The 26925-nt window shown below is 41.0% G+C and carries 23 protein-coding genes; 13 read left to right on the top strand and 10 right to left on the bottom strand.

Annotation, left to right across the window (positions count from 1 at the left end; translation table 11 throughout):
* Positions 1-2516, bottom strand: a 2516-nt coding sequence (mrcB, locus tag PR767_RS20490; RefSeq protein WP_196723955.1) for a bifunctional glycosyl transferase/transpeptidase, incomplete at its 3' end; no start/stop codon positions are given.
* A 181-nt stretch (positions 2517-2697) separates the two neighbouring features.
* Positions 2698-5157, bottom strand: coding sequence for an ATP-dependent helicase HrpB (gene hrpB, locus PR767_RS20485; protein ID WP_196719931.1), 2460 nt, complete (start codon positions 5155-5157; stop codon positions 2698-2700).
* A 100-nt stretch (positions 5158-5257) separates the two neighbouring features.
* Between hrpB and sfsA the strand changes: the two genes are divergently transcribed.
* From sfsA to panD, 7 genes are all read left to right on the top strand, one after another.
* Complete coding sequence (gene sfsA, locus PR767_RS20480) at positions 5258-5968, top strand: DNA/RNA nuclease SfsA (protein WP_004913698.1); 711 nt, start codon at positions 5258-5260, stop codon at positions 5966-5968.
* Between the two features lie 195 nt (positions 5969-6163).
* The gene (gene dksA, locus PR767_RS20475) at positions 6164-6619 is read left to right on the top strand and encodes an RNA polymerase-binding protein DksA (RefSeq protein ID WP_004260494.1); all 456 of its coding nucleotides are present in this window, start codon (positions 6164-6166) and stop codon (positions 6617-6619) included.
* Positions 6620-7363: 744 nt separating this feature from the next.
* Positions 7364-8710 (top strand): polynucleotide adenylyltransferase PcnB, encoded by a 1347-nt coding sequence (gene pcnB / locus PR767_RS20470; protein ID WP_206608472.1) that lies wholly within the window; start codon positions 7364-7366, stop codon positions 8708-8710.
* 17 nt (positions 8711-8727) lie between these two features.
* Positions 8728-9219: a 2-amino-4-hydroxy-6-hydroxymethyldihydropteridine diphosphokinase gene (folK, locus tag PR767_RS20465; RefSeq protein WP_004913705.1), complete on the top strand. Its 492-nt coding sequence runs from the start codon at positions 8728-8730 to the stop codon at positions 9217-9219.
* Between the two features lie 58 nt (positions 9220-9277).
* Positions 9278-10069 (top strand): 3-methyl-2-oxobutanoate hydroxymethyltransferase, encoded by a 792-nt coding sequence (panB, locus tag PR767_RS20460; RefSeq protein ID WP_004913707.1) that lies wholly within the window; start codon positions 9278-9280, stop codon positions 10067-10069.
* Between the two features lie 30 nt (positions 10070-10099).
* Positions 10100-10963 (top strand): pantoate--beta-alanine ligase, encoded by an 864-nt coding sequence (panC, locus tag PR767_RS20455; protein WP_004913709.1) that lies wholly within the window; start codon positions 10100-10102, stop codon positions 10961-10963.
* Positions 10964-11176: 213 nt separating this feature from the next.
* On the top strand, positions 11177-11557 hold the full coding sequence (panD, locus tag PR767_RS20450) for an aspartate 1-decarboxylase (protein WP_109912045.1): 381 nt from the start codon (positions 11177-11179) through the stop codon (positions 11555-11557).
* Between the two features lie 125 nt (positions 11558-11682).
* Here the strand turns inward: panD and PR767_RS20445 are convergent, their stop codons facing one another.
* Both PR767_RS20445 and PR767_RS20440 read right to left on the bottom strand, forming a co-directional pair.
* Entirely contained in the window at positions 11683-12453 is a 771-nt protein-coding gene (locus PR767_RS20445; protein ID WP_004913713.1) for an ABC transporter permease, read from the bottom strand.
* On the bottom strand, positions 12450-13391 hold the full coding sequence (locus tag PR767_RS20440) for an ABC transporter ATP-binding protein (protein WP_004913716.1): 942 nt from the start codon (positions 13389-13391) through the stop codon (positions 12450-12452). Before PR767_RS20440 ends, PR767_RS20445 begins: the two co-directional genes overlap by 4 nt.
* Positions 13392-13648: 257 nt before the next feature.
* On the opposite strand from PR767_RS20440, the gene can reads away from it, so the two are divergent.
* Positions 13649-14302, top strand: coding sequence for a carbonate dehydratase (gene can / locus PR767_RS20435; RefSeq protein WP_042851647.1), 654 nt, complete (start codon positions 13649-13651; stop codon positions 14300-14302).
* A gap of 254 nt (positions 14303-14556) precedes the next feature.
* Here the strand turns inward: can and hpt are convergent, their stop codons facing one another.
* On the bottom strand, positions 14557-15093 hold the full coding sequence (gene hpt, locus PR767_RS20430; protein ID WP_004260548.1) for a hypoxanthine phosphoribosyltransferase: 537 nt from the start codon (positions 15091-15093) through the stop codon (positions 14557-14559).
* Between the two features lie 126 nt (positions 15094-15219).
* Complete coding sequence (gene cueO, locus PR767_RS20425) at positions 15220-16836, bottom strand: multicopper oxidase CueO (RefSeq protein WP_272520881.1); 1617 nt, start codon at positions 16834-16836, stop codon at positions 15220-15222.
* Positions 16837-17076: 240 nt separating this feature from the next.
* Between cueO and PR767_RS20420 the strand changes: the two genes are divergently transcribed.
* On the top strand, positions 17077-17424 hold the full coding sequence (locus PR767_RS20420; RefSeq protein WP_004913725.1) for a YacC family pilotin-like protein: 348 nt from the start codon (positions 17077-17079) through the stop codon (positions 17422-17424).
* A gap of 59 nt (positions 17425-17483) precedes the next feature.
* Here PR767_RS20420 and PR767_RS20415 read toward each other — a convergent pair whose 3' ends face one another.
* Both PR767_RS20415 and PR767_RS20410 read right to left on the bottom strand, forming a co-directional pair.
* Positions 17484-18533 (bottom strand): AbrB family transcriptional regulator, encoded by a 1050-nt coding sequence (locus PR767_RS20415; RefSeq protein ID WP_110732211.1) that lies wholly within the window; start codon positions 18531-18533, stop codon positions 17484-17486.
* 197 nt (positions 18534-18730) lie between these two features.
* On the bottom strand, positions 18731-19363 hold the full coding sequence (locus PR767_RS20410; protein ID WP_109912041.1) for a TetR/AcrR family transcriptional regulator: 633 nt from the start codon (positions 19361-19363) through the stop codon (positions 18731-18733).
* 376 nt (positions 19364-19739) lie between these two features.
* Here PR767_RS20410 and PR767_RS20405 point away from each other — a divergent pair, with 376 nt between their 5' ends.
* Both PR767_RS20405 and PR767_RS20400 read left to right on the top strand, forming a co-directional pair.
* Entirely contained in the window at positions 19740-20957 is a 1218-nt protein-coding gene (locus PR767_RS20405; protein ID WP_272520880.1) for a Tm-1-like ATP-binding domain-containing protein, read from the top strand.
* Between the two features lie 12 nt (positions 20958-20969).
* Positions 20970-21797 carry a phosphoenolpyruvate hydrolase family protein gene (locus tag PR767_RS20400; protein WP_004913739.1) on the top strand — a complete coding sequence of 276 codons (828 nt, stop codon included), beginning with the start codon at positions 20970-20972 and terminating at the stop codon, positions 21795-21797.
* A gap of 73 nt (positions 21798-21870) precedes the next feature.
* Here the strand turns inward: PR767_RS20400 and PR767_RS20395 are convergent, their stop codons facing one another.
* Together PR767_RS20395 and PR767_RS20390 are read right to left on the bottom strand one after the other, a co-directional pair.
* The gene (locus PR767_RS20395; RefSeq protein ID WP_272520879.1) at positions 21871-22593 is read right to left on the bottom strand and encodes a hypothetical protein; all 723 of its coding nucleotides are present in this window, start codon (positions 22591-22593) and stop codon (positions 21871-21873) included.
* 171 nt (positions 22594-22764) lie between these two features.
* On the bottom strand, positions 22765-23661 hold the full coding sequence (locus tag PR767_RS20390; RefSeq protein ID WP_109912038.1) for a diaminopimelate dehydrogenase: 897 nt from the start codon (positions 23659-23661) through the stop codon (positions 22765-22767).
* Between the two features lie 339 nt (positions 23662-24000).
* On the opposite strand from PR767_RS20390, the gene PR767_RS20385 reads away from it, so the two are divergent.
* Positions 24001-25347 carry an MATE family efflux transporter gene (locus PR767_RS20385; protein ID WP_004913749.1) on the top strand — a complete coding sequence of 449 codons (1347 nt, stop codon included), beginning with the start codon at positions 24001-24003 and terminating at the stop codon, positions 25345-25347.
* A 208-nt stretch (positions 25348-25555) separates the two neighbouring features.
* Positions 25556-26878: an L-cysteine desulfidase family protein gene (locus PR767_RS20380; protein WP_272520878.1), complete on the top strand. Its 1323-nt coding sequence runs from the start codon at positions 25556-25558 to the stop codon at positions 26876-26878.
* The last annotated feature ends 47 nt before the right edge of the window (positions 26879-26925 follow it).

The raw sequence follows: 26925 nt of genomic DNA, 5'->3' as shown, positions 1-26925 counted from the left end.
TTGCCAAACATATCCTTAACCCAATCCGGTGCATCATCTTGCTGCTCGCCATTATTACCATTGAGATCCCAAATTGGCGCTTCGTTTTCAGACGCTTGGCATAACCCTTCTGGGTTATCCGTCCAAATCGGCAACATTCTACCGCCGCCGAAGTTTGAGCAACTTAATTGGCCGTCAGCTGTGACTTGCATATCAACAATGCCCTCTGGTGCACGGTTGATAAGAGCTAATGGCGCTTGGTTCTCTAAGTAGCGTTGGTACACTTTCAGTGCGCCTGTCGCCCCTGTTAATTGTGTTGGGCCGTTATTATCACGGCCAACCCACACGATCGCTACTTCTTTGCCATCAATACCTGCATACCAGCTATCGCGTAGATCGTTAGTTGTCCCTGTTTTACCGGCTAAATTATACTTAGCATATTTGGTCAATAAAACTCTGCCCGTACCTTGTTTAACCACTTGCTGCATACCATACAATGTGAGGTATGCAGCTTGGGAAGGTACTGCTCGCTCAGCTGATGGGTAGCTTTGGTAAATTTCATTGCCATCTCCATCAATAACAGAACGCAATGCCGATAATTTCGCACGATTACCGTTACCACCAATGGTTTGATAAACTTGAGCAACTTCCGCTGGTGTTAGGTTAATTGCACCTAATAGCATCGCAGGAACTTTTTCCATAGCAGCCGCGGGAGCTCCTAAGCGTACAAACGTATTAAACACTTGGTCTAAACCAACCTCTAGCCCTAAGTTTACCGTTGGGATATTTTGTGATTTTGCCAAAGCGTCAACTAACATCATACGGCCGTTGAAATTACGGCTGTAGTTTCTTGGGCTCCAGTTTTGGTTTCCGACTTTTACTGTTAGTGGCTCATCTTTTAACCATGTATTTAAACGAAAACGGTCCGGTTCACTTAGTGCAGCGAGATATACCGGAGGTTTTGCCAGAGAACCAATGCTACGCCGTGCATTTAACGCACGGTTAAACCCTGAATATTGGGGTTGAGAGCCACCAACCATCGCGCGTACTTCGCCATTAATGCGGTCAACTACCACCATTGCCCCTTCTATGTCATCTAATTTACGAGATTTACGCAAATCAGCGACACCATTTTCAACTGCATTTTCAGCCGCAGTTTGAGCCACTGGGTCTAGAGTGGTAAAAATTTTCGCACCAGAGAGTTCTTTAACTTTATCACCCAATTTTTCATTGAGTTCTAAACGAACCATTTGCATAAAGGCAGGTTGAGAAGCCACCAGCCCTTCTTTGTTTTTCACACCGAGAGGCCTTGCGCTTAGCACTTGATACATTTCTTGGTCAATCACGCCACGCGTTTCCAAGATTTTCAGCACAATGTTTCGACGTTTAATCGCATTTTGTGGCTTAGTCCAAGGATTATACGTTGATGCCCCTTGTACCATACCGACTAATAACGCCTGTTGGTCAAAGCTTAACTCATTGATTGGTCTACCGAAATAATACAGGCTCGCTAACGGGAAACCACGAATTTCGTCATTACCATTTTGGCCTAAAAAGACTTCGTTTAAATACAGCTCTAAAATACGCTCTTTGCTGTAATTGTAGTCCAGTAAAACCGCCATATAGGCTTCATTGGCTTTACGCTTTAATGTCCGTTCATTGGTCAAAAACAGATTTTTGACTAACTGTTGGGTTAAAGTACTTCCCCCTTGAACGGAGCGCCCTGCACTTAAGTTAGCAACAACAGCACGGCCAATAGAGTATAAACTGACGCCATCGTGCTCATAAAAGTTGCGATCTTCGGTTTCTAGTAAGATTTTAACTAAAGACTCAGGAAAATCAGATATCGGTAAAACTAACCGTTGCTCATTGTTCGCCGACTGCATCATCGTGATCAGTTTCGGGTCTAAACGGAAAAAGCCAAATGAGCGACCGTTTTCCATGTTTTCAATCTTGCTCAACGCGTTATTTTCAAACACCATGCGCGCAAGGATTTGCCCTTCTTTTTGATCAGGGAAATTAAACGGCCTACGTAAGATTTCGATGCTATTACCACGCACCACAAATTCGCCCGATGTCGTTATCTTACTCACCTTACGGTATTGCATACCTTCAAGTAGGCGAACCATTTCTGCCTGGCTGTAGTCCATCCCCGGCTCAAGGTTGACCATTCGGCCGTATACTGCGGCGGGTAAATCCCAAACCTTACCATCGAGGCGTTCTTTAATTTGTTGATTTAAATAAAAACCATATGCCGCAAGTAAAACAGCAAACACGATCATCAGTTTGACTAGTAGCCAAAACCAACGCCATTTACTTTTTACCTTTCGAGGTTTGTTATTTTTTGAGCCTTTTTTAGCCATTTGCTCTTCTTCATCTTCATCATCGAGATATTGTTCGTCAATATCATCATCTTCGAATAAATCTTCATCGTCATAGTCATCGCGGTCTCTACGGCGGCGGCGGGATGAAGACTGTTTTTTCCCAGCAGTTTTTTTGTTACGTCTGCCGATTGGTTCAAAATCTTTACCTGACATGGTCACTCCATATCACATTACAAAATAACTTAATAACGCACTAGTAATGTTAGTTTAGTGGTTAATTTTGGCCTAGAACCCCAGAGATTTCACCAAAGAAAGCTCTTAATTACATTTCCTTACTCAGTCGGCTCATTGATAGAGCCAATGAGGAAACCCGCTATTAGAGCATAAAAATAGATTATTTCGCACCCATCATCGCTTTTTTTGTTTGTCTCGTTGGCGCAGTATTTACAGGGTCATCTGGCCATAAATGTTTTGGATAGCGCCCTTTCATCTCTTTTTGTATCTCTTTATAGCTGCCTTGCCAAAATGCACCAAGGTCTTGCGTGATCTGTAACGGCCGCATGGCAGGAGACAACAGAGAAACTGTTACGGTTATTTTTCCTTGTGCAACAGTCGGGTTCGCTTTTTCCCCGTACATTTCTTGCATACGAATCGCTATGACTGGTGGTTTATCTAATGCGTAGTGAATACTTACATCATGTGAAGATGGCGCTCGATAGGTTACCGGAAACATGCGTTCTAACCACTGTTGCTGCTGCCAATCTAATCGATTAACCAATAAGGAGGCTAAATCAATCTGCTGTAATTTTTGTTTATTTGTTATGCCATCAAGATAAGGCTCTAGCCATTCATCCAGTGAATCCAATAGTGCCGCTTCATCAAAATCAGGCAAATTAATATCAGGAAAATACTGCTTAGCTAACGTGCAGCGGATACACAGTTGTAGAGCATTTTCCTGCCAGTTTAATTGCTGCAAGCCATTTTGCTTCAACCAATAAACTAACGCATAACGAATTTCAGTGTTATCAGGGTTGCTTAAACGTTCTGATTTCACCACTAATTGACCGCATTGCAAGCGTTTCCAAGCTAATAATGTCCCTTTTTGTTCATCCCATTCGACCGTTTCTTGTTTGTTAAACAGCGATGGGCAATCTGCTTGTAGTCTGTCAATATCTACAGGGTAAGCCAAGGAAATACGGGCATCTGCCATATTTTCGGGTTGCCATAAAGCCACGACGATTAACCATGGAGAACCGGATAATCTATCCGATTCATTCAATATCGCCCCTAAACCATTCGCCAGTTGATAGCGTTGTTGGTTATCTCGAGATTTCGCTATGTAGTCAGGAAACGCTGTGGCCAGCAACGTTGGTAACCACTCACTAATAAGTGCATCTTGCTTACCAATGATACTCGATACTCTTTGTTCACAAAGCACTGATGCTCTCTTACACCACCCCTCTGTTGGCCTTTCTATGCAATAGCGAAGATCCGCATCTTGTTGACGAGGTGGTTCCTCGATAATCGCCACCAACAGTGCAGCTAATTGGATAACAGACTGATTTTGGCTTTGTTGTGCTTTACATAACATTGCCGCTGTTCGTACTGAACTGCCTAACTCCGCCATCTGCTGCCCAAAAGGCGTTAACTTGTTTGCTGCATCAATAGCACCTAATTTGCCAAGTAAATTTTTTGCCGCTGATATTGCCGGTTTAGGGGGTAAAGTCAGCCAGTTCAGCTGTGCGGCATCGTGACAACCCCATTGTAATAAAGATAACCATAAGCTGCTCAAGTCACTTTGTGCAATTTCGGCCTCGCTAAATTGTGCCGCACGCTCAGCCTGCTCTTCACTGAATAAGTGCCAGCAAACACCTTCTTCCAAACGGCCTGCTCGGCCTGCACGTTGTGCCATCGACGCTTGGCTAATTCGCTGTTTAACTAGTTTTGTTAGTCCTGTTCGTGGATTGAATTGCCCCACGCGTTCAAAACCACTGTCTATCACAAGGCGGATCCCTTCAATCGTCAAGCTGGTTTCTGCAATATTGGTGGCTAATACGACCTTTCGCACTCCTTCTGGTGCTAGCTGAATCGCCTGTTGCTGGGCTTGTAGGGATAATGCACCGTATAAAGGACATAAAAGTATGTCCTCACTAACCATCAAAGCGAGCTCTGCTCTTACTTTCTCGATTTCCCCCATACCTGGAAGAAATAATAATAAAGACCCATGTTCTTGCTGCAATAACTGCCAAGCCGCCAATGCGACTTCTTTATGAAAGAGTTTATTTGGGTTAATAGGATGATATTCACGTATTACGGGGAATGTACGCCCTTGTGACGTGATAACCGGAGCATCAGGAAACAACTGAGACAGCCCTTGATTATCCAATGTCGCAGACATCAATAGAATACGTAAATCTTCACGTAAGGCTTGCTGTGAATCAATTAGCAAAGCGAGACCAAGGTCTGCCTGTAAATTTCGCTCATGGAACTCATCTAAAATGACTAAACCAACCCCTTCAAGCATGGGATCATTTTGCAGTAAGCGAGTGAGTACGCCTTCGGTAACCACTTCAAGACGCGTGTGGCGACTAACTTTAGTTTCAGAGCGCATGCGTAAACCAATAGTATGACCAACTTCTTCACCGAGTTGCTGTGCAAGGCGAGCAGCCACTGAGCGCGCTGCTAAGCGACGAGGCTCTAACATGATAACCCGCCCGTTAATAACCCCACTCTTTAATATTTCTAACGGTAAACCTGTTGATTTACCAGCACCTGTCGGTGCATGAAGCAAAACTTGAGGAGAAGAGGTTAATGCGGTAAGTATGTCCTCACAAACTTCAAATATCGGTAACACTGGGGTTATCACTCCATGTATTTAACTTTTACTGTTAGACATTGTAGCATTAGCCTCTTTTGCCAGTAAGCATATTACCGACAACGATAGCGGAGACCCCATGGAATTTGAACCCGCCTTACAACCAGCTACTTTAATTAAGCGTTACAAGCGCTTTTTGGCTGATGTCACTTTACCGAGCGGTGAAGAAATTACCATTCACTGTGCAAATACAGGCGCTATGACAGGTTGTGCTACCCCTGGTGATACCATTTGGTATTCGACTTCCAATAATACAAAACGCAAATACCCGTATAGTTGGGAGTTAACCCAAACCGCAGACGGCCATTTTATTTGCATTAATACCCTTCGTGCGAACCAATTAGTTGCACAAGCATTAACCGAAAAACACATTCCAGAATTATCTGAATATAGTGTAATAAAACCTGAAGTTAAATATGGCACAGAAAATAGTCGAATCGATTTTTTTCTAACGCAAAATGGATTGCCAGATTGCTTTATCGAAGTAAAATCAGTAACTTTACTCGAAAATAATCAAGGATTCTTTCCTGATGCAGTGACACTTAGAGGCCAAAAGCATTTAAGAGAGCTCATGCATATTGCGAAAGAAGGAAAAAGAGCCATACTATTGTTTGTTGCTTTGCACACAGGTATTCACGTAGCATCAGCAGCGGCTCATATTGATAAGCAATATGCGCAATTATTAGAGGCAGCGAGACAAAGTGGTGTTGAAGTGCTTTGTTATCAAGCTGATATAACTGTTCAACAAATGGTGTTAAGTAAGCAGATTCACTTTAACTCTATTAAATAAAGTTTTTTTAACCGATTTTTATACGAGGCCGCAGAGTTCTGGGCGCTAAAAAGGGAATAAACACGCTCGCCCTCACAGCATTACAAAACTCATTGCAGGAACGATTGCCAAGAGAGCAGTCTTCTGCTATTTATAGCGACCTTAATTTTTCCCCCTTGGGGTTTTTGTAAAATTTGCGTGTGTAGGAGAAGCATTATGCAAGAAGGGCAAAAACGTAAGACATCGTCCTTAAGCATTCTCGCCATTGCTGGGGTTGAACCCTATCATGAAAAAGCTGGCGAAGAGTACATGAACGAGGCCCAGTTGGCGCATTTTAAGCTCATTCTCGAAGCATGGCGCAATCAACTCAGAGATGAAGTGGACCGGACTGTTACTCATATGCAAGATGAGGCAGCTAACTTTCCAGACCCCGTTGATAGAGCCGCTCAGGAAGAAGAATTCAGCCTTGAATTACGTAACCGGGACCGTGAACGTAAACTGATTAAGAAAATCGAAAAAACGCTGAAAAAAGTTGAAGATGACGACTTTGGCTATTGTGAATCATGTGGTGTAGAAATTGGTATCCGTCGTTTGGAAGCCCGTCCTACCGCTGATTTATGTATCGACTGTAAAACATTAGCAGAAATTCGCGAAAAGCAAATGGCAGGCTAGTGTCTATATGGAGTCCTGAACGGCGCATATTACTGCGCCGTTACAAGGGAAACGCTTCATGCTATTATGTTCCACTCCTGACATGTTCCGCTCCTGACTTTTGATTTACATTAACCATCAAGTCAACCCCATCCTACTCCCTATTTTCTGCCAGTTGATGGCCACGATCGCCTCTCACTCACCTTTAAATAAGATAAATATTTACTTTCACATAATTTTTTACGCAAATAGATTATGTTATTTTTTTGCTCTACAGTTTGAGCTTAAATAATTAACTGACAACAAAAAATCGCTTAAAATAAGGCTTCTAATCGTATCCGCCTATAGCGAGAACGCTTTTCTGGCTATTATTTTACGTAAATTTTATTGGTAACGTTTATAATTAGAGGTGACTTTTATTCGTTTAACCATTCTCAAAGAAACTTCTGTGAGCTATGATTAGCCGCTTATTTTGTTTAATGAATATTGGTAATGACATCGAGGTGTACTATTTTTAACCGAGTAGCAAATTTCTGCCGTAATATTTTATCTCGCAATACAGACGCATCCCCTGAAGATGCAGTACAACATCGTGATCCTTCGCGAGATATACAGGCAGCCGGTAAAAGGCCAGTCACTCATTCTGCTCATGCGCAAACCGCATCTAAAGAGCAGAACACAGCTCAACCCCATAAAACAACCCCTATTAAAAAAACGGTTCGTCAATCTCAACGTGCCGATTCAACACCTGAGAAGCGCCCTACAATGACAACCGTAAACGACGAAAACATTACTGTTATCCCGCGTTCCGAGCACCCTATTTCACGCAGTGATATTAGTGACAATGCATTAAAAGTGCTGTATCGCTTAAACAAAAGTGGCTTTGAAGCCTACTTAGTGGGTGGTGGTGTGCGTGATTTGCTTTTAGGTCAAAAACCTAAAGACTTCGATATTACGACAAACGCAACGCCTGAACAGATCCGCAAATTATTCCGTAACTGCCGTTTAGTGGGTCGCCGTTTTCGGCTGGCACATATTATGTTTGGCCCCGAAATCATAGAAGTTGCAACTTTCCGTGGCCACCATGACCAAAATGCATCAGATGACAAAAACTTATCTGCACAAGCACAAAACGGCATGCTATTGCGCGATAACATCTTTGGCTCCATTGAAGAAGATGCGATTCGTCGGGACTTCACCGTTAACAGTCTATATTACAACATTGAAGACTTCACTTTACGTGACTACGTCAATGGCTTGAATGACCTCAAAGCTGGCGTTATTCGTCTAATTGGTGATCCTGAAACGCGCTATCGTGAAGACCCTGTTAGAATGCTAAGAGCGGTACGTTTTGCCTGCAAATTAAATATGAGCATCGAACCAAAAACCGCTGAGCCAATTTACCAACTTGCTCATTTATTGAGAGAAATTCCATCTGCTCGGTTATTTGAAGAGTCTCTCAAATTACTCCAAGCAGGCCAAGGTTACGCTACCTATAAAATGCTCAAAAAGTATGGTTTGTTTGAGCAACTTTTCCCTGTTGTCGCAAGCCGTTTTACAGATAACAGTGATTCGCCAATGGAAAAAATCATTGAGCAAGTTCTTAAAAATACTGACTTCAGACTAAAAAATGATAAGCGTGTTAACCCTGCTTTTTTATTTGCTGTTATGTTATGGTACCCAGTTACAGAGCATGCTGAGAAGTTATCTCAAGAAGGTGGGTTGGCCTATTACGACGCCTTTGCGCTGGCAATGAATGATATTCTAGACGAGCAGTGCCGTTCAATTGCTATCCCAAAACGCATTACAACCACAATGCGTGATATTTGGTTATTGCAGTTACGCTTACCTCGCCGCCAAGGCCGTCGTGCCAATAAATTAATGGAACACCCAAAATTCCGTGCAGCGTTTGATTTATTAGAATTAAGAGCTAATGTCGAGCACCGCAACGAGTTACAAGAGCTAGCGTTATGGTGGACTGATTTTCAGCAAGCAAATAATATCAAACAGCGTGAAATGATTTCGGAATTAGGCAATGCACCCACTCGCCGCCGCCATCGTCCACGTTCATCACAAGGCGGTTCTGGGGCACGTCGGTCAAATAAGTCATAATAGATAGAGAGAATATAATGGAACAAGTCTATATTGCTGTAGGAAGTAACCTTGGTGAGCCACTATTACAGGCACAGCAAGCTATTGCAGCTTTAGATGCGATACCCAATAGCCGCGTTGTTTCTACCTCTTCTGTTTATCGAACTAAGCCTCTAGGCCCGCAAAATCAGCCAGATTTTCTTAATCTGGCTGTGTTACTTGAAACAACTCTTGAGCCCGAAGTTCTCCTCAACTATACACAAAAAATCGAACTTGAGCTGGGCCGTGTACGCAAAGAGGAGCGTTGGGGGCCACGAACGCTGGACCTCGATATCATGCTTTTTGGTAACCGTATCATCAATACTGAACGGTTGATCGTTCCACATTATGGGCTAAAAGAGCGTGAATTTATGTTGTATCCGCTTAGTGAAATCGCCCCTTCTCTTGTTTTTCCTGATGGCGAAAAGCTTTCAGAAAGACTCACACAAGTCCCTCGAAATGGCCTAACGTTTTGGGATATTCCAGCCTGAAATGTTCAACCTCTTATGAGGTATGGTCGCAGGGAGATCATTTCCGGAGGTTATTATAATGAAACCAATTTCTCTGGCTGATTTATGTCAGTTTAAAAAAGACAAACACAAATTTGCAACTATGACAGCCTATGACTCAAGCTTCGCTCAATTATTTTATGAGCAAGGTATCCAAGTGATGCTCGTTGGAGACTCACTTGGAATGACGATTCAAGGTGAATCCTCCACCTTACCCGTTACTGTCGAGCAAATTGCTTACCACACCCGATGCGTTCGCAAAGGCGCGCCAAATGCCTTCATTATTGCAGATATGCCATTTATGAGTTACGCCACACCAGAACAAGCTTGCGCCAATGCGGCTATTTTAATGCAGGCAGGCGCAAACATGGTCAAAATTGAGGGTGGCAGTTGGTTATGTGATACGGTAAGAATGCTAGGAGAACGCTCTGTTCCTGTGTGTGGCCATCTAGGTTTAACGCCACAAGCCGTCAATGTCCTTGGCGGTTATAAAGTCCAAGGACGTGATGAAGTCACCGCCAATCAATTACTCAAAGATGCGATTGCACTAGAAAATGCAGGCATCCAATTGTTGGTTCTTGAATGTGTCCCAACCACCTTAGCCAATCATGTTACGGAAGAGCTACTATTGCCCGTGATTGGTATTGGTGCGGGAAATGGGACTGATGGACAAATTCTTGTTATGCATGATGCGCTGGGTATTACCGCACGAGCCCCTAAATTCGCAAAAAACTTTTTAGCTCAAGCGGGCAACCTTCATGATGCTATTCGTATGTATATCCAAGAAGTGGAAGATGGCATTTACCCAAGTGAAGCCCATTCTTTTTCTTAATTGATGTCAGAAATTATAAGGAACACACGTATGCTTATCGTTGAAACGGCGCTTATCTTACGCCGTGAAATCCGCCGCTGGAAACAAGAAGGCAAACGTATTGCACTTGTCCCAACAATGGGTAATTTACATGATGGTCACTTAACACTCATTGACCAAGCAAAAAAACAAGCTGATGTTGTGATTGCCAGTATCTTCGTTAACCCGATGCAATTTGATAGGCAATCTGATTTAGCCAATTACCCACGAACGTTGCAAGAAGATTGCGAAAAACTAAAACGTCGTGACATCAATTTGGTTTTTGCGCCTTCCCCTCAAGAATTCTACCCAGAAGGGATGGAAAAACAGACTTTTGTTGAAGTTCCAGAGTTATCGACCATATTAGAAGGCGCAAGCCGCCCTGGGCACTTTAAAGGTGTCGCAACGGTTATTACTAAGTTGTTCAACTTAGTACAGCCAGATATTGCCTTGTTTGGTGAGAAGGATTACCAGCAATTACAATTAATTCGCAAGTTAGTTGCTGACTTATCATTTGATACACAAATTGTTAGCGTCCCAACAGTTAGAGCCAAGAATGGTCTAGCACTGAGCTCACGCAACAATAATTTGTCAGCGGAAGAGCTAAAAACAGCGCCTAAGCTGTATCAAATTATGCAACAAGCGGGTGAAAAATTAGTGGCTGAACCTGATGCATCTGAAGTTATTATTGAAGAGATGAACAATAGCTTACGAGAAGCCGGCTTTACTCCTGATGAGCTATTTATTCGCGATGCAGATACATTATTACCACTTGGTGAGTCCAGTAAACGTGCGGTTATTTTAATGGCGGCATGGTTAGGTCAAACGCGTCTTATTGACAATTTACAAGTTGACCTACCAAGTAATATTGCATAAAAATAAATCACTTATAAAAATAAAATAACACATTGCAATTACTGTGTTTATAGCGTTAATTAAAATGCTGTGCTCTGAATGACTTTTATTTTTCAAACTCATTTGATTCACAGCTAGGCGACAAGTAAGTGAGTCCCTAGGAGCATACATAAATATGTGACTAGGGCGAGCGCACGTAGTCAACAACGCTGCAATTTGAAGGACGAAGAAGACATGTTAAGAAGAATGTTGCAAGGCAAACTCCATCGCGTCACAGTCACACAAGCAGACTTACACTACGAAGGCTCATGTGCGATTGATCAGGACTTTATGGATGCCGCTGGGATCCTTGAATACGAGGCCATTGATATTTACAACGTTGATAATGGCGAACGTTTTTCGACTTACGCAATTTCAGGCGAACGGGGCTCAAAAATCATCTCGGTTAATGGTGCTGCTGCCCGCCGCGCTGCGGTTGGTGATAAGCTGATTATTTGTTCTTATGTACAAATGGAAGATGAAGATGCGCGCCTACATAAGCCAAAAGTGGCTTATTTTGATGAAAACAATAAAATGAGTCGCATCGCAAAAGCAGTCCCTGTTCAAGTGGCATAATGTTGGATTTTATTTATCCAACAATTTGATTAGTATTGCCATTTATATACATCTCAATAAAAAACGGCTTTTGATTACGCTAAGTACCAAAAGCCGTTTTTTTTTACACAATTTCAGCCCAAAATTTAACTTCTTAAGCCTCTACCTTGCTCAATCAAAAACCATGTTAATGCATAAAAGACGACTAAGAAAATCATTAAGACGCCTAACGTAATCGCGATAGAAACATCGGCTATTCCCAGAAAACCATAACGAAAGCCGCTGATCATGTACACAATTGGGTTCAGTTTAGAAACGGCTTGCCAAAACGGTGGTAACAGCGATAGTGAATAAAATACACCACCTAAATACGTTAATGGTGTTAAGACAAAGGTTGGAACAATACTAATATCATCAAATGTCTTTGCGAAGATAGCATTTAGTAAGCCAGCAAGTGAAAATACAATTGCGGTTAGCAATAACGTTATGACTACCATTGCCCATGAATGCACTTGCAATGGAATAAAGAATAACGATACCAATGTAACAAGAAAACCCACTAAAATCCCTCTAGCAACACCACCGCCGACAAAACCTGCGATAATAATATGCGTCGGAACGGGGGCAACCAGTAATTCTTCGATATTTTTCTGAAATTTAGAGCCAAAGAAAGAAGAACAAACATTTGAATATGAATTAGTGATCACCGCCATCATGATTAGCCCAGGGACGATGAATTGCATATAATCCACACCACCCATATCACCAATTCTAGAACCAATTAAGTTACCAAAAATCACAAAATACAGTGACATGGTGATCACCGGTGGTAATAGTGTTTGTATCCAAATACGACCAAACCGTGTGACTTCTTTTATCCAAATGGTTTTCAATGCGACCCAATATAATGAGATCATCTTGCAATCTCCTTCTCGGTTGCATTACTTTCTCTTTTAACTAAGTTAACAAATAACTCTTCTAATCGGTTTGCTTTATTTCGCATACTTAAAATCTGAACACCTTGCTCACTAAATTGGCTAAAGACACTATTTAGACCTTGCTCTCTTTTAACATCCACCTCAAGTGTTGAAGTATCTATCAAACGAGATTCATACCCTAATAATTGAGGGATCGGACTTTTTGGCATTAAATCAAAAATAAAGGTTTCTGATTCTAATTGGCTCAGTAATTGCTTCATACTAGTATTTTCAACTAATTCACCATGTTGAATAATGCCAATATTACGGCACAACATTTCAGCCTCTTCCAAATAGTGAGTTGTTAAAATAATTGTCGTCCCCTGAGCGTTAAGATTCTTTAAAAATGTCCACATTGAGCGACGAAGCTCAATATCAACACCCGCCGTGGGTTCATCCAAAATTAATAGCTTTGGTTGGTGCATCAATGCACGGGCTATCATTAAACGGCGTTTCATACCACCGGACAAATTACGTGCCCGCTCATCACGCTTTTCCCATAAATCAAGTTGGGTTAGGTACTGCTCTGCACGTTGTACCGCAACAGAACGCGTAACCCCATAATAACCGGCTTGGTTAAGGACAATTTGTAATACCGTTTCAAATGGATTGAAATTAAACTCTTGAGGCACTAATCCAAGTTGCTGCTTTGCTTGCACAACTTGTTTTTCTAAATCATAACCAAATACTTTTACAGACCCGCTTGTTTTGTTTACCAGCGAGCTAATGATCCCTATTGTAGTTGATTTACCCGCGCCATTTGGTCCCAACAATGCGTAAAAGTCACCGTCTTCAACGCTCAGATCAATCCCTTTCAGGGCTTTCACACCACCTGGGTAGGTTTTGGTTAACTGCGATAACTCAAGTGCATATGTCATATGTAAAAAAAACCTTTATTCTTAGAACAGTTTGAAGGCAATATATCACCATGATGCCACTTTTTTCTGCTCTATGTTATGCAGAAAAGAGATAATTAGTTTATACAATATAATTCAATATGTTATAAATTTAGGGTTGTCTTGTCTAAAAGACAGGTTCATCATAAGGGCATTAAAATTAGTATAACTAATTATTAATTAATCAATAAATGTTGTATAAGATTTTATCGCAAAGTAACACAACTAGGCTATAAGTCATGATGAGAAAAATCGAAGAGCTGTTTGCTAACAATGAAGCATGGTCAGCATCAGTCAATGAACAAGACCCCGAATTCTTCAAAGAATTATCAAAAGCACAAAAGCCGAGATTCTTATGGATAGGCTGCTCTGACAGCCGAGTACCTGCAGAAAAACTCATTAACGCGGCACCTGGGGACCTTTTTGTGCACCGTAATGTTGCCAACTTAGTCATTCACACTGACCTAAACTGTTTATCAGTCATTCAATATGCGGTTGATGTCTTACAAGTTGAGCACATTATTATTTGCGGCCACTATGGCTGTGGTGGTATTGAAGCGGCGGTTGATAATACCGAACTTGGCTTAATTAATAACTGGCTATTACACATAAGAGATATTTGGTACAGACATAGCTCTATGTTGGGTGAATTAAAGCCTTGTGAGCGTCTTAACCGTTTATGTGAGTTAAATGTTGTTGAGCAAGTTTATAACTTAGGGCATTCAACGATCATGCAGTCTGCATGGAAACGTGGCCAAAAAGTGATGATCCACGGCTGGGTATATGGGATTAATAATGGTCGATTACAAGACTTACATATTACTGCCGATAGTCGAGAAAAACTTGAATTGTGTTACCGTGAAGCCATTTCTACTTTAACTCAAAAAAAGTAATTTAAAATATAAATTGGAAGCTCTTATAATTAAGAGCTTCTTTCTTATTAATCCCCAAATCAGCATAATTAAAATATAAAAAACTTTCCTTTCAATTGACTAAAAAAAAGAAAATAAAATTCAATTAAAGCAAATTTATCATTAACAACAAATGAGAGTAAACAATTAAAATTAAGATATAACGTGTTGTTAATATTATATTAAAACAAAAGGACAGCTTACGCTGTCCTTTTTATTCATGCTATTCTAAAGTTTTATTCTTCAAGTAACGTTACATGGCCAATATAAGGTAAATGGCGATATTGTTGAGCGTAGTCAATACCGTAACCCACCACAAATTTGTCTTCGATAGAATAACCAATCCACTCAACAGGAACCTGTACTTCTCGACGTGAAGGTTTATCCAGCAATGTACAAATAGCGACAGATTTAGGGCCGCGTAATTCGAAAATCTCACGTACTTTATTTAAGGTATTACCTGAATCAATAATATCTTCAACAATTAAGACGTGTTTATCGCGAATATCTTCATCCAAGTCTTTGACAATTTTAACATCACGGCTTGATGTCATCGCATTACCGTAACTTGAAACAGTCATAAAATCGACTTCATGGGGAACATCAATCTTACGGCATAAGTCGGCCATAAAAATAAATGAACCTTTTAGTAAGCCAACAAGGACTAATTCACCATCAAGTTTTTGATAATGAGCACTAATTTTATCGGCTAATTCGCTGATTCGCTGAGCAATCTCTTCTTCAGAGATCATCACTTCAAGGGTATGTTTCATCTTCTATTACGCATCTATGGGAATGGAAAGCGCGTAATTTTATCATAGGCAGCACGCATATACTAATAAAGGAAAATGCAGTGCTAAAATTTCACACTACATTTTCTCTGAAAGTAAATGTGGCTGTTAACTCACAGTGAAGCCCAACATCATCCCTGTATCTTCATGCTCTAAGAGATGGCAATGAGCCATATAAGGGTGCTGTTGTGTTGCAGGGTGTTTAAATTCAACTAAAATTTCACTCACCTGCCCTTCTACTTTGACAATATCTTTCCATCCTTGACGATGAGGCTCTACGGCTTGGCCGTTTTCTTTTAGGATACGAAAACGCGTGCCATGAACATGGAATGGATGCAACATCATATCACCGCGTCCTGAAACGACCCAAATTTCTTGTTGATTCATAGGAGCGTTGAATGCAGGATGCGTCATTGAGAAAACTTGCCCATTTATAGTATTCGCATTATGAATATCCAAGCCATCAGAACCTGTACCACAATGGCCGCCACTTCCCATTTTGCCATTCATATTTCCATGATTCATATTACCTGCATTCATGTTACCGTGGTTCATATTCCCCATCATTGCACCATGACCGCCCATATTCCCCATCGCCTGATCGCCATATTTTTCACGCAACATCATCATGCCTTGCATATCTAAGCGCATATCCATCATTAAATGGAAACGACGGCGATTTAAGCCAGCAAGAGAAGGAATCGCGGGTATGGCTGCTAGTGTTGATGGTAAGTCACCTTCCCCTTTCGTCAACGTTGTTTCGATACGCAGCACTGGCAAAGGCTGGTCAAATGGTGCAATCGTCATTCCCATTTGCCCGACAGGTAGCGTTACCAAATCAAATGCGCGGCCATCGGAGGCGTCAATTAATACCTCAAAACGCTCTCCCATCAAGATAGGTAATTCGGTTAGCGCAATCGGCTCAGCTAATAAACCACCATCACTCGCAACGACATACATTTTACGTCCATCACTGGTGGAAATATTTAAGCTTCTAGCATTACAGCCATTTAATAACCTTAATCGTATCCAACCTTTCGGGGCAACATGTTTAGGATAAACAGCACCATTCGTTAGCATGATATCGCCAAACCAACCCACTGCGGCACTCATCACATCAAGTTGATAATCAATTTGGCCATCATCTTTTAGGCGTTTGTCTTGCAAAATGACTGGAATATCATCAACACCCCAATCGTTTGGTAAGCCATACTTTGTGCTGTCATCATCTTTAATTAATACAAGGCCTGCTAACCCCATAGCCACTTGATAGCCGGTTTTTCCATGAGTATGAGGATGGAACCAACATGTCGCTTCACTTTGGTTTACCGTAAAATTCACTTTTCGGCTTGCGTTTGGTTCGATTATTGCTTGGGGGCCGCCATCTTGTTCACCTGAAATTTCTAAACCATGCCAATGAACTGTCGTGTCTTCTGCCAGTTGGTTAACAATATTGATATTAACATTCTGTCCATTTTTCAAGCTAATTGCAGGGCCTAATAAATTGCCGTTATAACCCCATGTTGTCGTTTGCTTTCCAGGAACAAATTGTGAAACGCCCTTCTGGATAACCAACTGAATGTTACCTTGCGCATCAGGCTCCAATAAGGGGGGGATCGCTAATGTTGGATAATTTCCCGCTGCGACCGCGATGCGGCTCCAAATAGGCAGCGCACTTGCAGCATATGTGATAGCACTTAATTTAAGAAAATCGCGACGTAGCATTGATAACCTTCCTTTTATTTATCAAATCGATAATCATCTGTGGTGTGATTTATGACAAATTACACTTTCGAAGCAAAACATGGTTTAATGACGGTATGATAAAGCTTCCCCTTACAGGAAGGTCAATAAAACCACTCCATAAATGTGGGTTTATTACATGGATTTAAGAAAAATATAGTTGACTAACAATTCTATTCTTATGCTAACGTAACTTGACATAGAAAACAGATAGAATAACGAATGCGCAAATTTATATTGATGTCATGCTTAATGACTCTGTTAGGGATAACCAATTCTGCCAGAGCTCTTTCCACCAACGAAGCTGAAGATCTTGCTGATCTCACGGCCGTTTTTATTTATCTAAAATATGATTGCGGGTATTCACAAATCCCAGATAGAGAAATTGAACGTGCTATTGTTTACTTTGCGAAAAGTAACAAATGGGATCTTAGTAACTATAATGCGGAAAAAATGACCGTTCTTAACAAAGAAAGTTATAGTGATCTAAAAGGGATACCACTCACCACCGAGTTTAAATGCCAGTCTCTTGCTCGCGATTCACTAGGCCTCTTTGCTTACGTCAAATAAGCAGATGAAAAAAGCCTATCAAGAAAACATGCCAAATATCGCCTGCATGTTTTCTTTCTTTACTTTAAATGACTATTTCTTTTTTGCCTTCTTTCTTGCCAAAACAACGCTATCGATGGAATACTTTGAATAATTACCATCCTGATAATATGGTTTGACATAACAAAGCCCGCGTCTAAATTCATGGTGATTGCGGCGAATGTCATCGCTTCCATACTCCCCGGAGCCCACGCTAACAATAGTACCGAAATATCATAGCCTGTAATCCAAGAGGCAAATACCGTGATAAGAAAAGTCAGCACGATATTAACCACCACAACTTGGGCCGAAGAGTATATATTTTTAATTAACGATGAAAGTGGAAACACAATGAAATGGTTACCAATGTTCATCCCAATTAATACCATACTGAGTTCAGTCAACATCAACGGGAAATTTAATGGGATATCCGCCCAACCTTGAATGAGAGTTGCTGCCGCTAATGACGTTAACATAAAAGGTGCGGGGACTTTTAAACGCTGTAATATTGCCCCTGAAATTACCCCAACTGCAATAATGAGCACTAGCCATCCCGTTGCAACTAATGTCAATTCTGGAAATTCTATTATCGGTTGAGGATCTCCATCGCTCCCCACAACAATTCCTGCTAATAAAATAAGAATAATTAAGCGAATTGTATGGGAAATAACAATTTTCTGAGGTGGGGTATGAGTATGGTCAGTTAATGCCAGAATAGCTGCCATAGCACCGGGCACAGAGCCAAGCATCGCTTCTTGTTTTGTCCAACCGACTTTGCGGTAAAACCAAAAAAAACTAAATGAAAATTGTACAGCCAAACAGACAACTAGCATCAATAGTAAAAGAAATAAATTGTCTGCTTCATTAAGTGATACTTGATTAAACATCAAGCCCACAGAGGTCCCGAGCGTGACTTGAACAAAGGTAATAGTATGTTTAGGGATGGCAAACGAAACACCAAAACGATGAAAAATGATAATGGCAATGATTGGGCCAAACATCAATGCAAGGGGAACTCCGAGGTAAGTCAGCCCGCCACCAATCAAGGCACAGATGGAAATCCCACCTAACATTTTTAATAATTTCATCATATGGTATTAACCATTAAGTCTTTTTATAGTCCTAATTTATATCATATTATTTTAAGTCATATGACTTTAGTTTTTATTTATTTATTACCCTAGTGGTATCCACCAGAATTTATCTATTTATTAGGTTTTGATCTTATTATTTTGACTTGGTTTGAAAAATTTCTCTTAACTAAAATTAACATAACGTAGCCATAAAACTATTTTTTCCGTTTTATATTATCAGCACGAGCTTGATTCATTATTGCTTTGGACATCCATTGAGCTAACGCAGTGACTTGGGCATCATCCATTTTCCAAATATCTTTTAATACTAAAAATATTTCGGAACCATAAATAACAGAAAAGGCCCTAATCACTTTATCTATAATTTCTTGCGGATATTCTGATTTCATTGGCGATGTCACCATCGCAAGAATTTCTTTGCGATTTCCACGTTCTAGACGCTTATCATTAACATTTTGTGGATCAGCTCGACCCTGAGCCCACTGCTGCAATGACGCTTGCAATGCGGCCCGTAAAACACCTTCATGTTCAAACATACGCGGAAATGCATAGGTTAATAACTCGTCAATACGATCTTCAGTTTGCTCACTTTGTGGGCGCCAAGTTAAAATTGGCCCTAAGCTCTCATTAACCGTTGCAGTAATTAAATCGGCCTGCGTCGGAAAATAACGATAAGCTGTCGCACGAGAAACTCCCGCTTCAAGCGCTAATTCAGAAACAGAAGGCATTGCCCCTTTTTCAAATAAATCTAAAGCCGTCGTAACCAATAATACATAGGTCCGTTTTCGTGTCCCTTTGTATTCTGAGTATGAATTAGTTTTAGACATTAATTTATCCTTAAAATACTGTCACTTACTATAAATCGAGTTAATACTCATGAAAACATATAAGTGTGAATAGGTAAACATACTTGATTGATAATTTGTAAAAATTTATCCATAAAGATGATTTTAAAAGTAATAACAAAAGACAGAATAATTACATTTAAATATTATAAGTTTCCACATCCATTCAAAATAATTCAAGACTCTTATTGAGAATTTATTTCTATTTATCAATAGGATATATCATCCAGACACCAATGCCCTTCACCATAAAATGTAAAATGAGACTGCAATCTCATTTTACAACCAAATAAAATGATACTATAGTCTCATTATGATGAAAAATTCAACGTTAGTTTTACTCTGAAAGGGTTTTTCTATGAAAAAATATCCGGGTTTTATTTATATTGTAACAACGCTTGACACGAAAAGTGCTGAACTATTTTATGTCAGTGAATTAATCAAAAACGCCGGATTGGCGGTACGTACCGTTGACCTGACAACACAACCAACGCAATTAGATAAAAACGCAGATATCAGCGCACATGCCGTTGCAAGTTTTCATCCACTTGGCGCTGAAGCCGTTTTCTGTGGTGATCGCGGTAAAGCCATTGAAGCCATGGCACACGCTTTTAGCCTTTACCTTGCCGCACAAACAGATGTTGCCGCTATTCTTGGTTTAGGAGGGTCAGGCGGAACCGCACTCATTACACCCGCCATGCAAGTGTTGCCTGTAGGTATTCCAAAATTAATGGTTTCTACGATGGCATCAGGGGATATTTCCGGTTATATCGGCGCCAGTGATATTTCGATGATGTACTCCGTCACTGATGTGTCTGGTTTGAATATCATTTCCCGTAAAGTATTAAAAAATGCAGCCAACCAAATTGCAGGAGCGGTTTGGTTTGATAGCGAAGAACAACCGCACGACTTAAAGCCCGCGATTGCCCTAACCATGTTCGGGGTAACGACCCCATGCGTCCAGCAACTTACAACACAGTTAGAAGCCCAATATGACTGTCTAGTCTTCCATGCAACAGGCAGTGGTGGTAAAGCCATGGAAAAACTGATTGATAGCCAGTTATTGCATTCTGTTTTAGACATTACAACCACTGAAGTGTGTGATTACTTATTTGGTGGCGTACTAGCATGTGATGAAGACCGCTTTGGTGCTATTGAGCGTACTCAAACCCCTTGCGTGATGTCTTGTGGAGCCTTGGATATGGTGAATTTTGGTCGCCCTTCCACTGTGCCTGAACACTATCAAGATCGCTTGTTTTATCATCACAATGCTCAAGTCACTTTAATGAGAACGACCAAAGAAGAAAATCAGCAAATGGGTCGTTGGATTGCCGAAAAGTTAAATCGTTGTCATGGTGAAGTGCGCTTTATTATTCCAACAGCAGGTTTCTCAGCTTTAGATGTTGAAGGTGCTCCATTTTGGGATCCTATCGCAGACCAAGCCTTCATTGATACTTTAACCGCAAATTTAATAATAACAGAGAAAAGACAGCTTATTTTGAGTCCTTATCATATTAACTCCTCAGAGTTTTGTAATCAGGTTATTCAGCTTCATCAGGAAATTTTGAACAAATAATAGAGGTTAATTATGAAACATAACCGCACAGATTTATTAAAAAAATTTAGAGACATGATTGCTCGGGGAGAACCAATCATCGGTGGTGGCGCAGGAACAGGACTATCGGCGAAATGCGAAGAAGCGGGCGGTATTGATTTAATTGTTATCTATAACTCAGGCCGTTACCGCATGGCGGGTAGAGGTTCCCTTGCAGGTTTATTAGCTTATGGTAATGCGAATGAAATCGTTATGGATATGGCAAAAGAAGTTTTACCTGTAGTAAAACAGACGCCAGTTCTTGCGGGTGTGAATGGAACAGATCCATTCTGCCAATTCGATAAGTTCCTTGATGATATCAAAGCAACAGGTTTTGCAGGGGTGCAAAATTTCCCTACTGTCGGTCTAATTGATGGTAATTTCCGCGCCAACTTAGAAGAAACAGGTATGGGTTATGGGTTAGAAGTTGAAATGATCCGTTTAGCCCACGAAAAAGATTTACTTACAACGCCTTACGTTTTTAGTGCTGAAGATGCCATTGCGATGACTCAAGCTGGTGCTGACATTATTGTACCACACATGGGGCTAACGACTGGCGGGAATATTGGCGCAGAAACGGCACTGACGCTCAAAGATTGTGTGCCATTAATCAATGAATGGGCAAAAGCGGCAAAAGCAGTACGCGAAGATGTGATTGTTCTGTGCCACGGTGGCCCAATAGCTACCCCAGAAGATGCTGAATACATTTTAGCCAACTGCCCTGATTGCCATGGCTTCTATGGTGCCAGCTCAATGGAACGTTTGCCAACAGAAGTGGCATTAACCGCCACCACACAAAAATTTAAATCAATTACACGTTAGTTTTTTACTTTATATTTTGCCAACACCAGGCGCCTACTTTGGTAGGCGTTTTTTTATCTTTCTAGCCACAAAGTTATTTCCCTTTTTCCTGGTAAATAGAATGCCCTTTGCATAAAAAATGTGTTAGGCAAGCCATAAATATAGGCATACCAAAATAGAGCACGCCAAAGGCAAAAGCCACATGGGGTTTATCTGGAAACTCCCCCCCCGTAGAAATACTCAAATAATAGTCAATCGACCTTAAATATTCAGGCGTTAATCCGCCATAAGGTACGAGAAAAGATAAAATTAACACCGAGAAAATACAGAACATAAAATTGAGTGCCATTAACGCTGAATAGCCCATATTTTCAGAGCGTTCTTGCTCTGTTCGACTGGTTAAACCAAAAAGCATTCGATTTGCGACAGTGGCACTATACAAATATAAAATTAATGGGGAATCCCCTAAGACTGACATATTAATAGCCAGAGCAAAAAGGCCATAGAAAAGGGCAAATAACGTTAATATTCGCCAATCACGAAATACCGCCATAAAGACGCCTGAGTGAACTAAAATAAATTCAAAAATCAGGATCAGTGTCAGGTTATAAATAATTTCTACTGTATAGTATTCAGGAAAAAACCATACCGATAAAATAAAACCGACATAAAATAATGAAAAGCCATAATTTATTATTTTAGAAAAAGCACGAATAATGCTGAAAGAATGCGGAGTTTCCTTCACACTTTTTACTGAAGATTGTTTTGGGAAAAAACCTTGGTTGTTATCTTTCCCATTCCTTGGTGGCTTTACCATTACCTCACTCCATGTCATCAATATCACTTTACTAATAAGCTACTTGATAACACAAAAAATAAACAGTGGCTAAAGTCCGAATGGCGGATTCAGGATAAGATAAAGTGTAAGGAATATCGACAAGATGGCATGAACGTACACTCGCCATGCCACAGATAGATTAAATTGAAATTAAACCAATTTGGCGATCAGCGTATCTAAATCACCTTGTAAGAAATTCACGGGTGGAATTTCAATCACGGTATATGCACCTGCAGCTTGTTTCATGGTCGCACGTGCGGCAGAAACCATAAACTGAGAAGTGAGTGCGGGATTATTAATACGCATTGAATATTCGAATAACTGGTTATGTGTTGCCCCTGAAACCCCTTTATGGGTCATGTGCACACCATGCCCAACATCTTTTAATGCATCAATGCTATCGACTTGACGAATATGTGTTTCATCAGAAGAAAAATAGCTATCTGCTTTAATTGCTTGAGTCACTGCATCAAAATTCACGCCACTTTCTAATTCAACATAAACCATACGGCGATGAACCCCAGTCCCTAATGGGATTGTGACAGAAAGTGCATCTTTGACGCCATCAATTGCTTTGGCAGCCACACTGTGCCCCATACTCATCCCTGGTCCAAAATTAGTAAAAGTTACCCCTTTTGGTGCCATCGCTAACATTAGAGTTCGCATAATCGAATCCGAACCAGGATCCCATCCAGCAGAAACAACTGCCACGCTATTATGTTGCTTCGCAATATCATCTAAGCTGTGTTTTAAAGCGACAATATCTGAATGAACGTCAAAGCTATCAACCGTATTAATTCCCAAACTTAAAATTTTTGCTGCTAATGGACCGATTGCACGCGTAGGTGAACAGAGTAGCGCAACATCAACTTCTCCTAGTTTTTCAATATCATCAACCACTTTGTAGGCTGAAAGTTCAGCGGGAATATCTTGTGTATTGCGACGAACTACCCCGACTAACTCAAAATCTTCAGCGGCCAGAACAGCTTCTAGTGCATAGCGGCCAATATTACCGTAGCCCACTATTGCTGCTTTAATTTTTGTCATTTTTACTCCTATACCGTGCTGATGTTGCTTATTAAATTATTTATACCCGTAATCCTTCAAGTTGCAGCGCTTTTCGTTGAGGTATAAGTGACTACGCTCAGCTCGCCGAGTCACATAGTTTATCTATGTTCCCCGCCTATCTTCCCTTGTCGCCTACCTGCAACTCGAATTATTTAGGGTATATAGCGAAATTAAATTTAACAGAATAATTAAAAGTAAACAAAACATTAGCCTAATTAAATCAGATGCATTTTAACCCTATTTTCATTGTTGAAATCCATGTAGAATTAGCCACTCAACAAGCTTTCCCTAACATTCATGAATATATAAAGGTTCTCAATGCATCAATCTGATGTGACTGAGCGGTCACTCTTTTCGCTCAGCTGGCCAATTTTTATCGATATTTTTCTTCATTTGGCCACATTATTAATTAATACCTATATGGTTAGCCACGTTTCTACTGCCTACCTTGCTGCTATGGGGGTGGGAAACCAAGTGTTTGACCTATTTATTACTATTTTTAACTTTATAAGTGTGGGATGTAGCGTTGTTATTGCCCAATACTTAGGAGCAGGCCGCAGAGAAAAAGCCAGCCAAGCAATTCATATTTCAATCGCGTTTAACTTTATTCTTGGTTTTTCTAGCGCGCTAGTCGCATTATTTTTTGGCTATAGCATTCTAACTATCATGAATATGCCATCACATTTAATGGCTGATGGTTATACTTATTTACGTATTTTAGGGATATGTTTAATTCCTGAAGCGATTTCAATTATTTTAGCCGCATGCTTGCGAGTTTATGGTAAAGCACAGCCTGCAATGTGGGTCACATTAATCGCTAATGTGATTACCGTGTTTGGTAACATCATTGTTCTTTATGGTTTCTTTGGGTTACCACAATATGGCCTTGAGGGCGTTGCTTGGTCAACTGTCGTTGGGCGTATTGTTGCCGTTATTTTACTCTTCTGCCTACTGTTTTATGGGTTGAGGATTAAATTTGTCCCAATGATGCTAATACACTGGTCGCGAAAAATGTTGGGTAAAATTTTACATATTGGCTTACCCTCCGCCGGTGAAAACCTCGTTTGGATCCTCCATTTTATGACCGCATCTGCGTTTATCGGTCTCATGGGAGAAACATCTCTTGCGGCACAAACACTCTATTTCCAATTGTCATTATTTATCATGCTGTTCGGTATCTCTATCAGTATTGGTAATGAAATTATGGTTGGCCATCTTGTTGGAGCAAAACGCTTTGAGGATGCCTTTAGGCGCGGGGTAAAAAGCCTCAAAATGGGTTTTTACGTAACAATTGGTGTCGTTATTGCCTTTTGGTTATTCCGTGATCCTATCCTAAATAATATTACGGACGACCACGGTATTATTGAATTATTGCTGCCATTGTTCTTACTTTCGGTGTTCTTAGAACCCGGCAGAACAATTAATATCGTGATGGTGAATGCCTTACGTGCCTCAGGTGATGCCCGCTTTCCTCTGTGTACCGCCATTATTTTTATGTGGGGCGTCGCTATCCCATTAGGCTACTTCTTAGGCATAAAAATGGAGATGGGTCTCTTAGGTATTTGGCTAGGTTTCTTTGCTGATGAATGGTTACGCGGCTTAACGAATGCATGGCGCTGGCGTTCACGTAAGTGGCAAAGTAAACGTCTTGATGTAGAAAGCTAATCTGTTCCGTTATCACTCAGTCCTGCCGAATTTTATAGGCAGGACTTTTGTGACCAGGCTCAAAATTAGAATTTTTTCATTTTTATAATTCAAATTAGAGATAATATTTCTCTTCACTCTCTTTAAATCCCCTAACTTAGTGAAGTTTTTCTCCAGACTGTTGTTTAAAATAATAAAATCGAAAAAGATTTTATTAAGGGGACTTGCCATGCATGCTCAATCACAACCACTACTTTGGCAATATTTTATCAAAGCAGTAAAACAAGAAGTAAAACCTGCCTTAGGTTGTACTGAGCCAATTTCATTGGCATATGCTGCTGCTAAAGCCGCTTCATTTCTTGATGGGCAAGTGATCCGTGTCTGTGCTTTTGTCTCTCCTAACCTCATGAAAAATGGCATGGGTGTAACCGTCCCCGGGACAGGTATGGTAGGTCTACCTATCGCAGCTGCGCTTGGTGCTGTTGGGGGCGATGCCGATGCAGGTTTAGAAGTTTTAAAATCAGCGTCTGCAGATGCCATTGCTTTGAGTAAAACCATGTTAGCGCAAGGAGCTATTACTGTAGATATCAAACACCCTTGTGATGATGTTATCTACTCTGAAGCCACGGTATACACACAAACTGAATCCGCAACCGTCATCATTGCAGGGTCGCATACCAATATTGTTAAAATCGTTCATAACAATCATACCGTATTTGATGCCACAACAGCTCAACCTCACCATGAATCGCCCGTTGACTGTGCGGCTGATGTCCCTCTGCCCCCCGTCACCGCCAAGTCTGTTTATCAATTTGCTACCGAAGCACCTTTAGAGGATATTCGTTTTATTCTTGAAGCCGCACATTTAAACGAAGCTTTATCTCAAGAAGGCTTACGCAACGTTTATGGCTTACATATCGGTAAAACATTACAAACCCAGCGAGACCGTGGCCTGCTTTCAAAAGACTTAATGTCAGAAATTATGATCCGCACCTCTGCCGCCTCAGATGCGCGCATGGGCGGTGCCGTATTACCCGCAATGAGCAACTCCGGCTCAGGCAACCAAGGTATTGCAGCCACCATGCCTGTTGTTGTGACTGCTGATTACCTACAATCTTCAGAAGAACAACTGGCTCGTGCATTGATGCTCTCCCATCTGATGGCAATCTACATTCATAACCAGCTTCCTGCATTATCGGCATTGTGCGCTGCGACAACAGCGGCGATGGGAGCTGCCGCGGGCATTGCTTGGTTACTAGAATCCCGCTATGAAGTCGTTGCAATGGCAATTTCCAGTATGATTGGTGATGTTAGTGGTATGATTTGTGATGGCGCATCAAACAGTTGTGCAATGAAGGTGTCAACCAGTGCGAGTGCCGCTTATAAAGCCGTGCTAATGGCATTAGATAATAGCTGTGTTAAAGGGTCGGATGGTATTGTGTCTGATGATGTCGACCAATCTATTGCCAATTTATGTTCTTTAGCCGCGGGTTCAATGAAACATACTGACGTGCAGATTATTGAAATTATGGCCGCTAAAGCACGCCCTTAACGCCGTCGCGTTGTTGGCTACATTCGCCAACCCTAGTCACATACTTG

The sequence above is a fragment of the Providencia sp. PROV223 genome, assembly GCF_028479245.1.
Classification (GTDB): domain Bacteria; phylum Pseudomonadota; class Gammaproteobacteria; order Enterobacterales; family Enterobacteriaceae; genus Providencia; species Providencia rettgeri.
The sequence above is the reverse complement of the archived record's forward strand: the minus strand, read 5'-3'. Positions and strand labels throughout refer to the sequence as shown.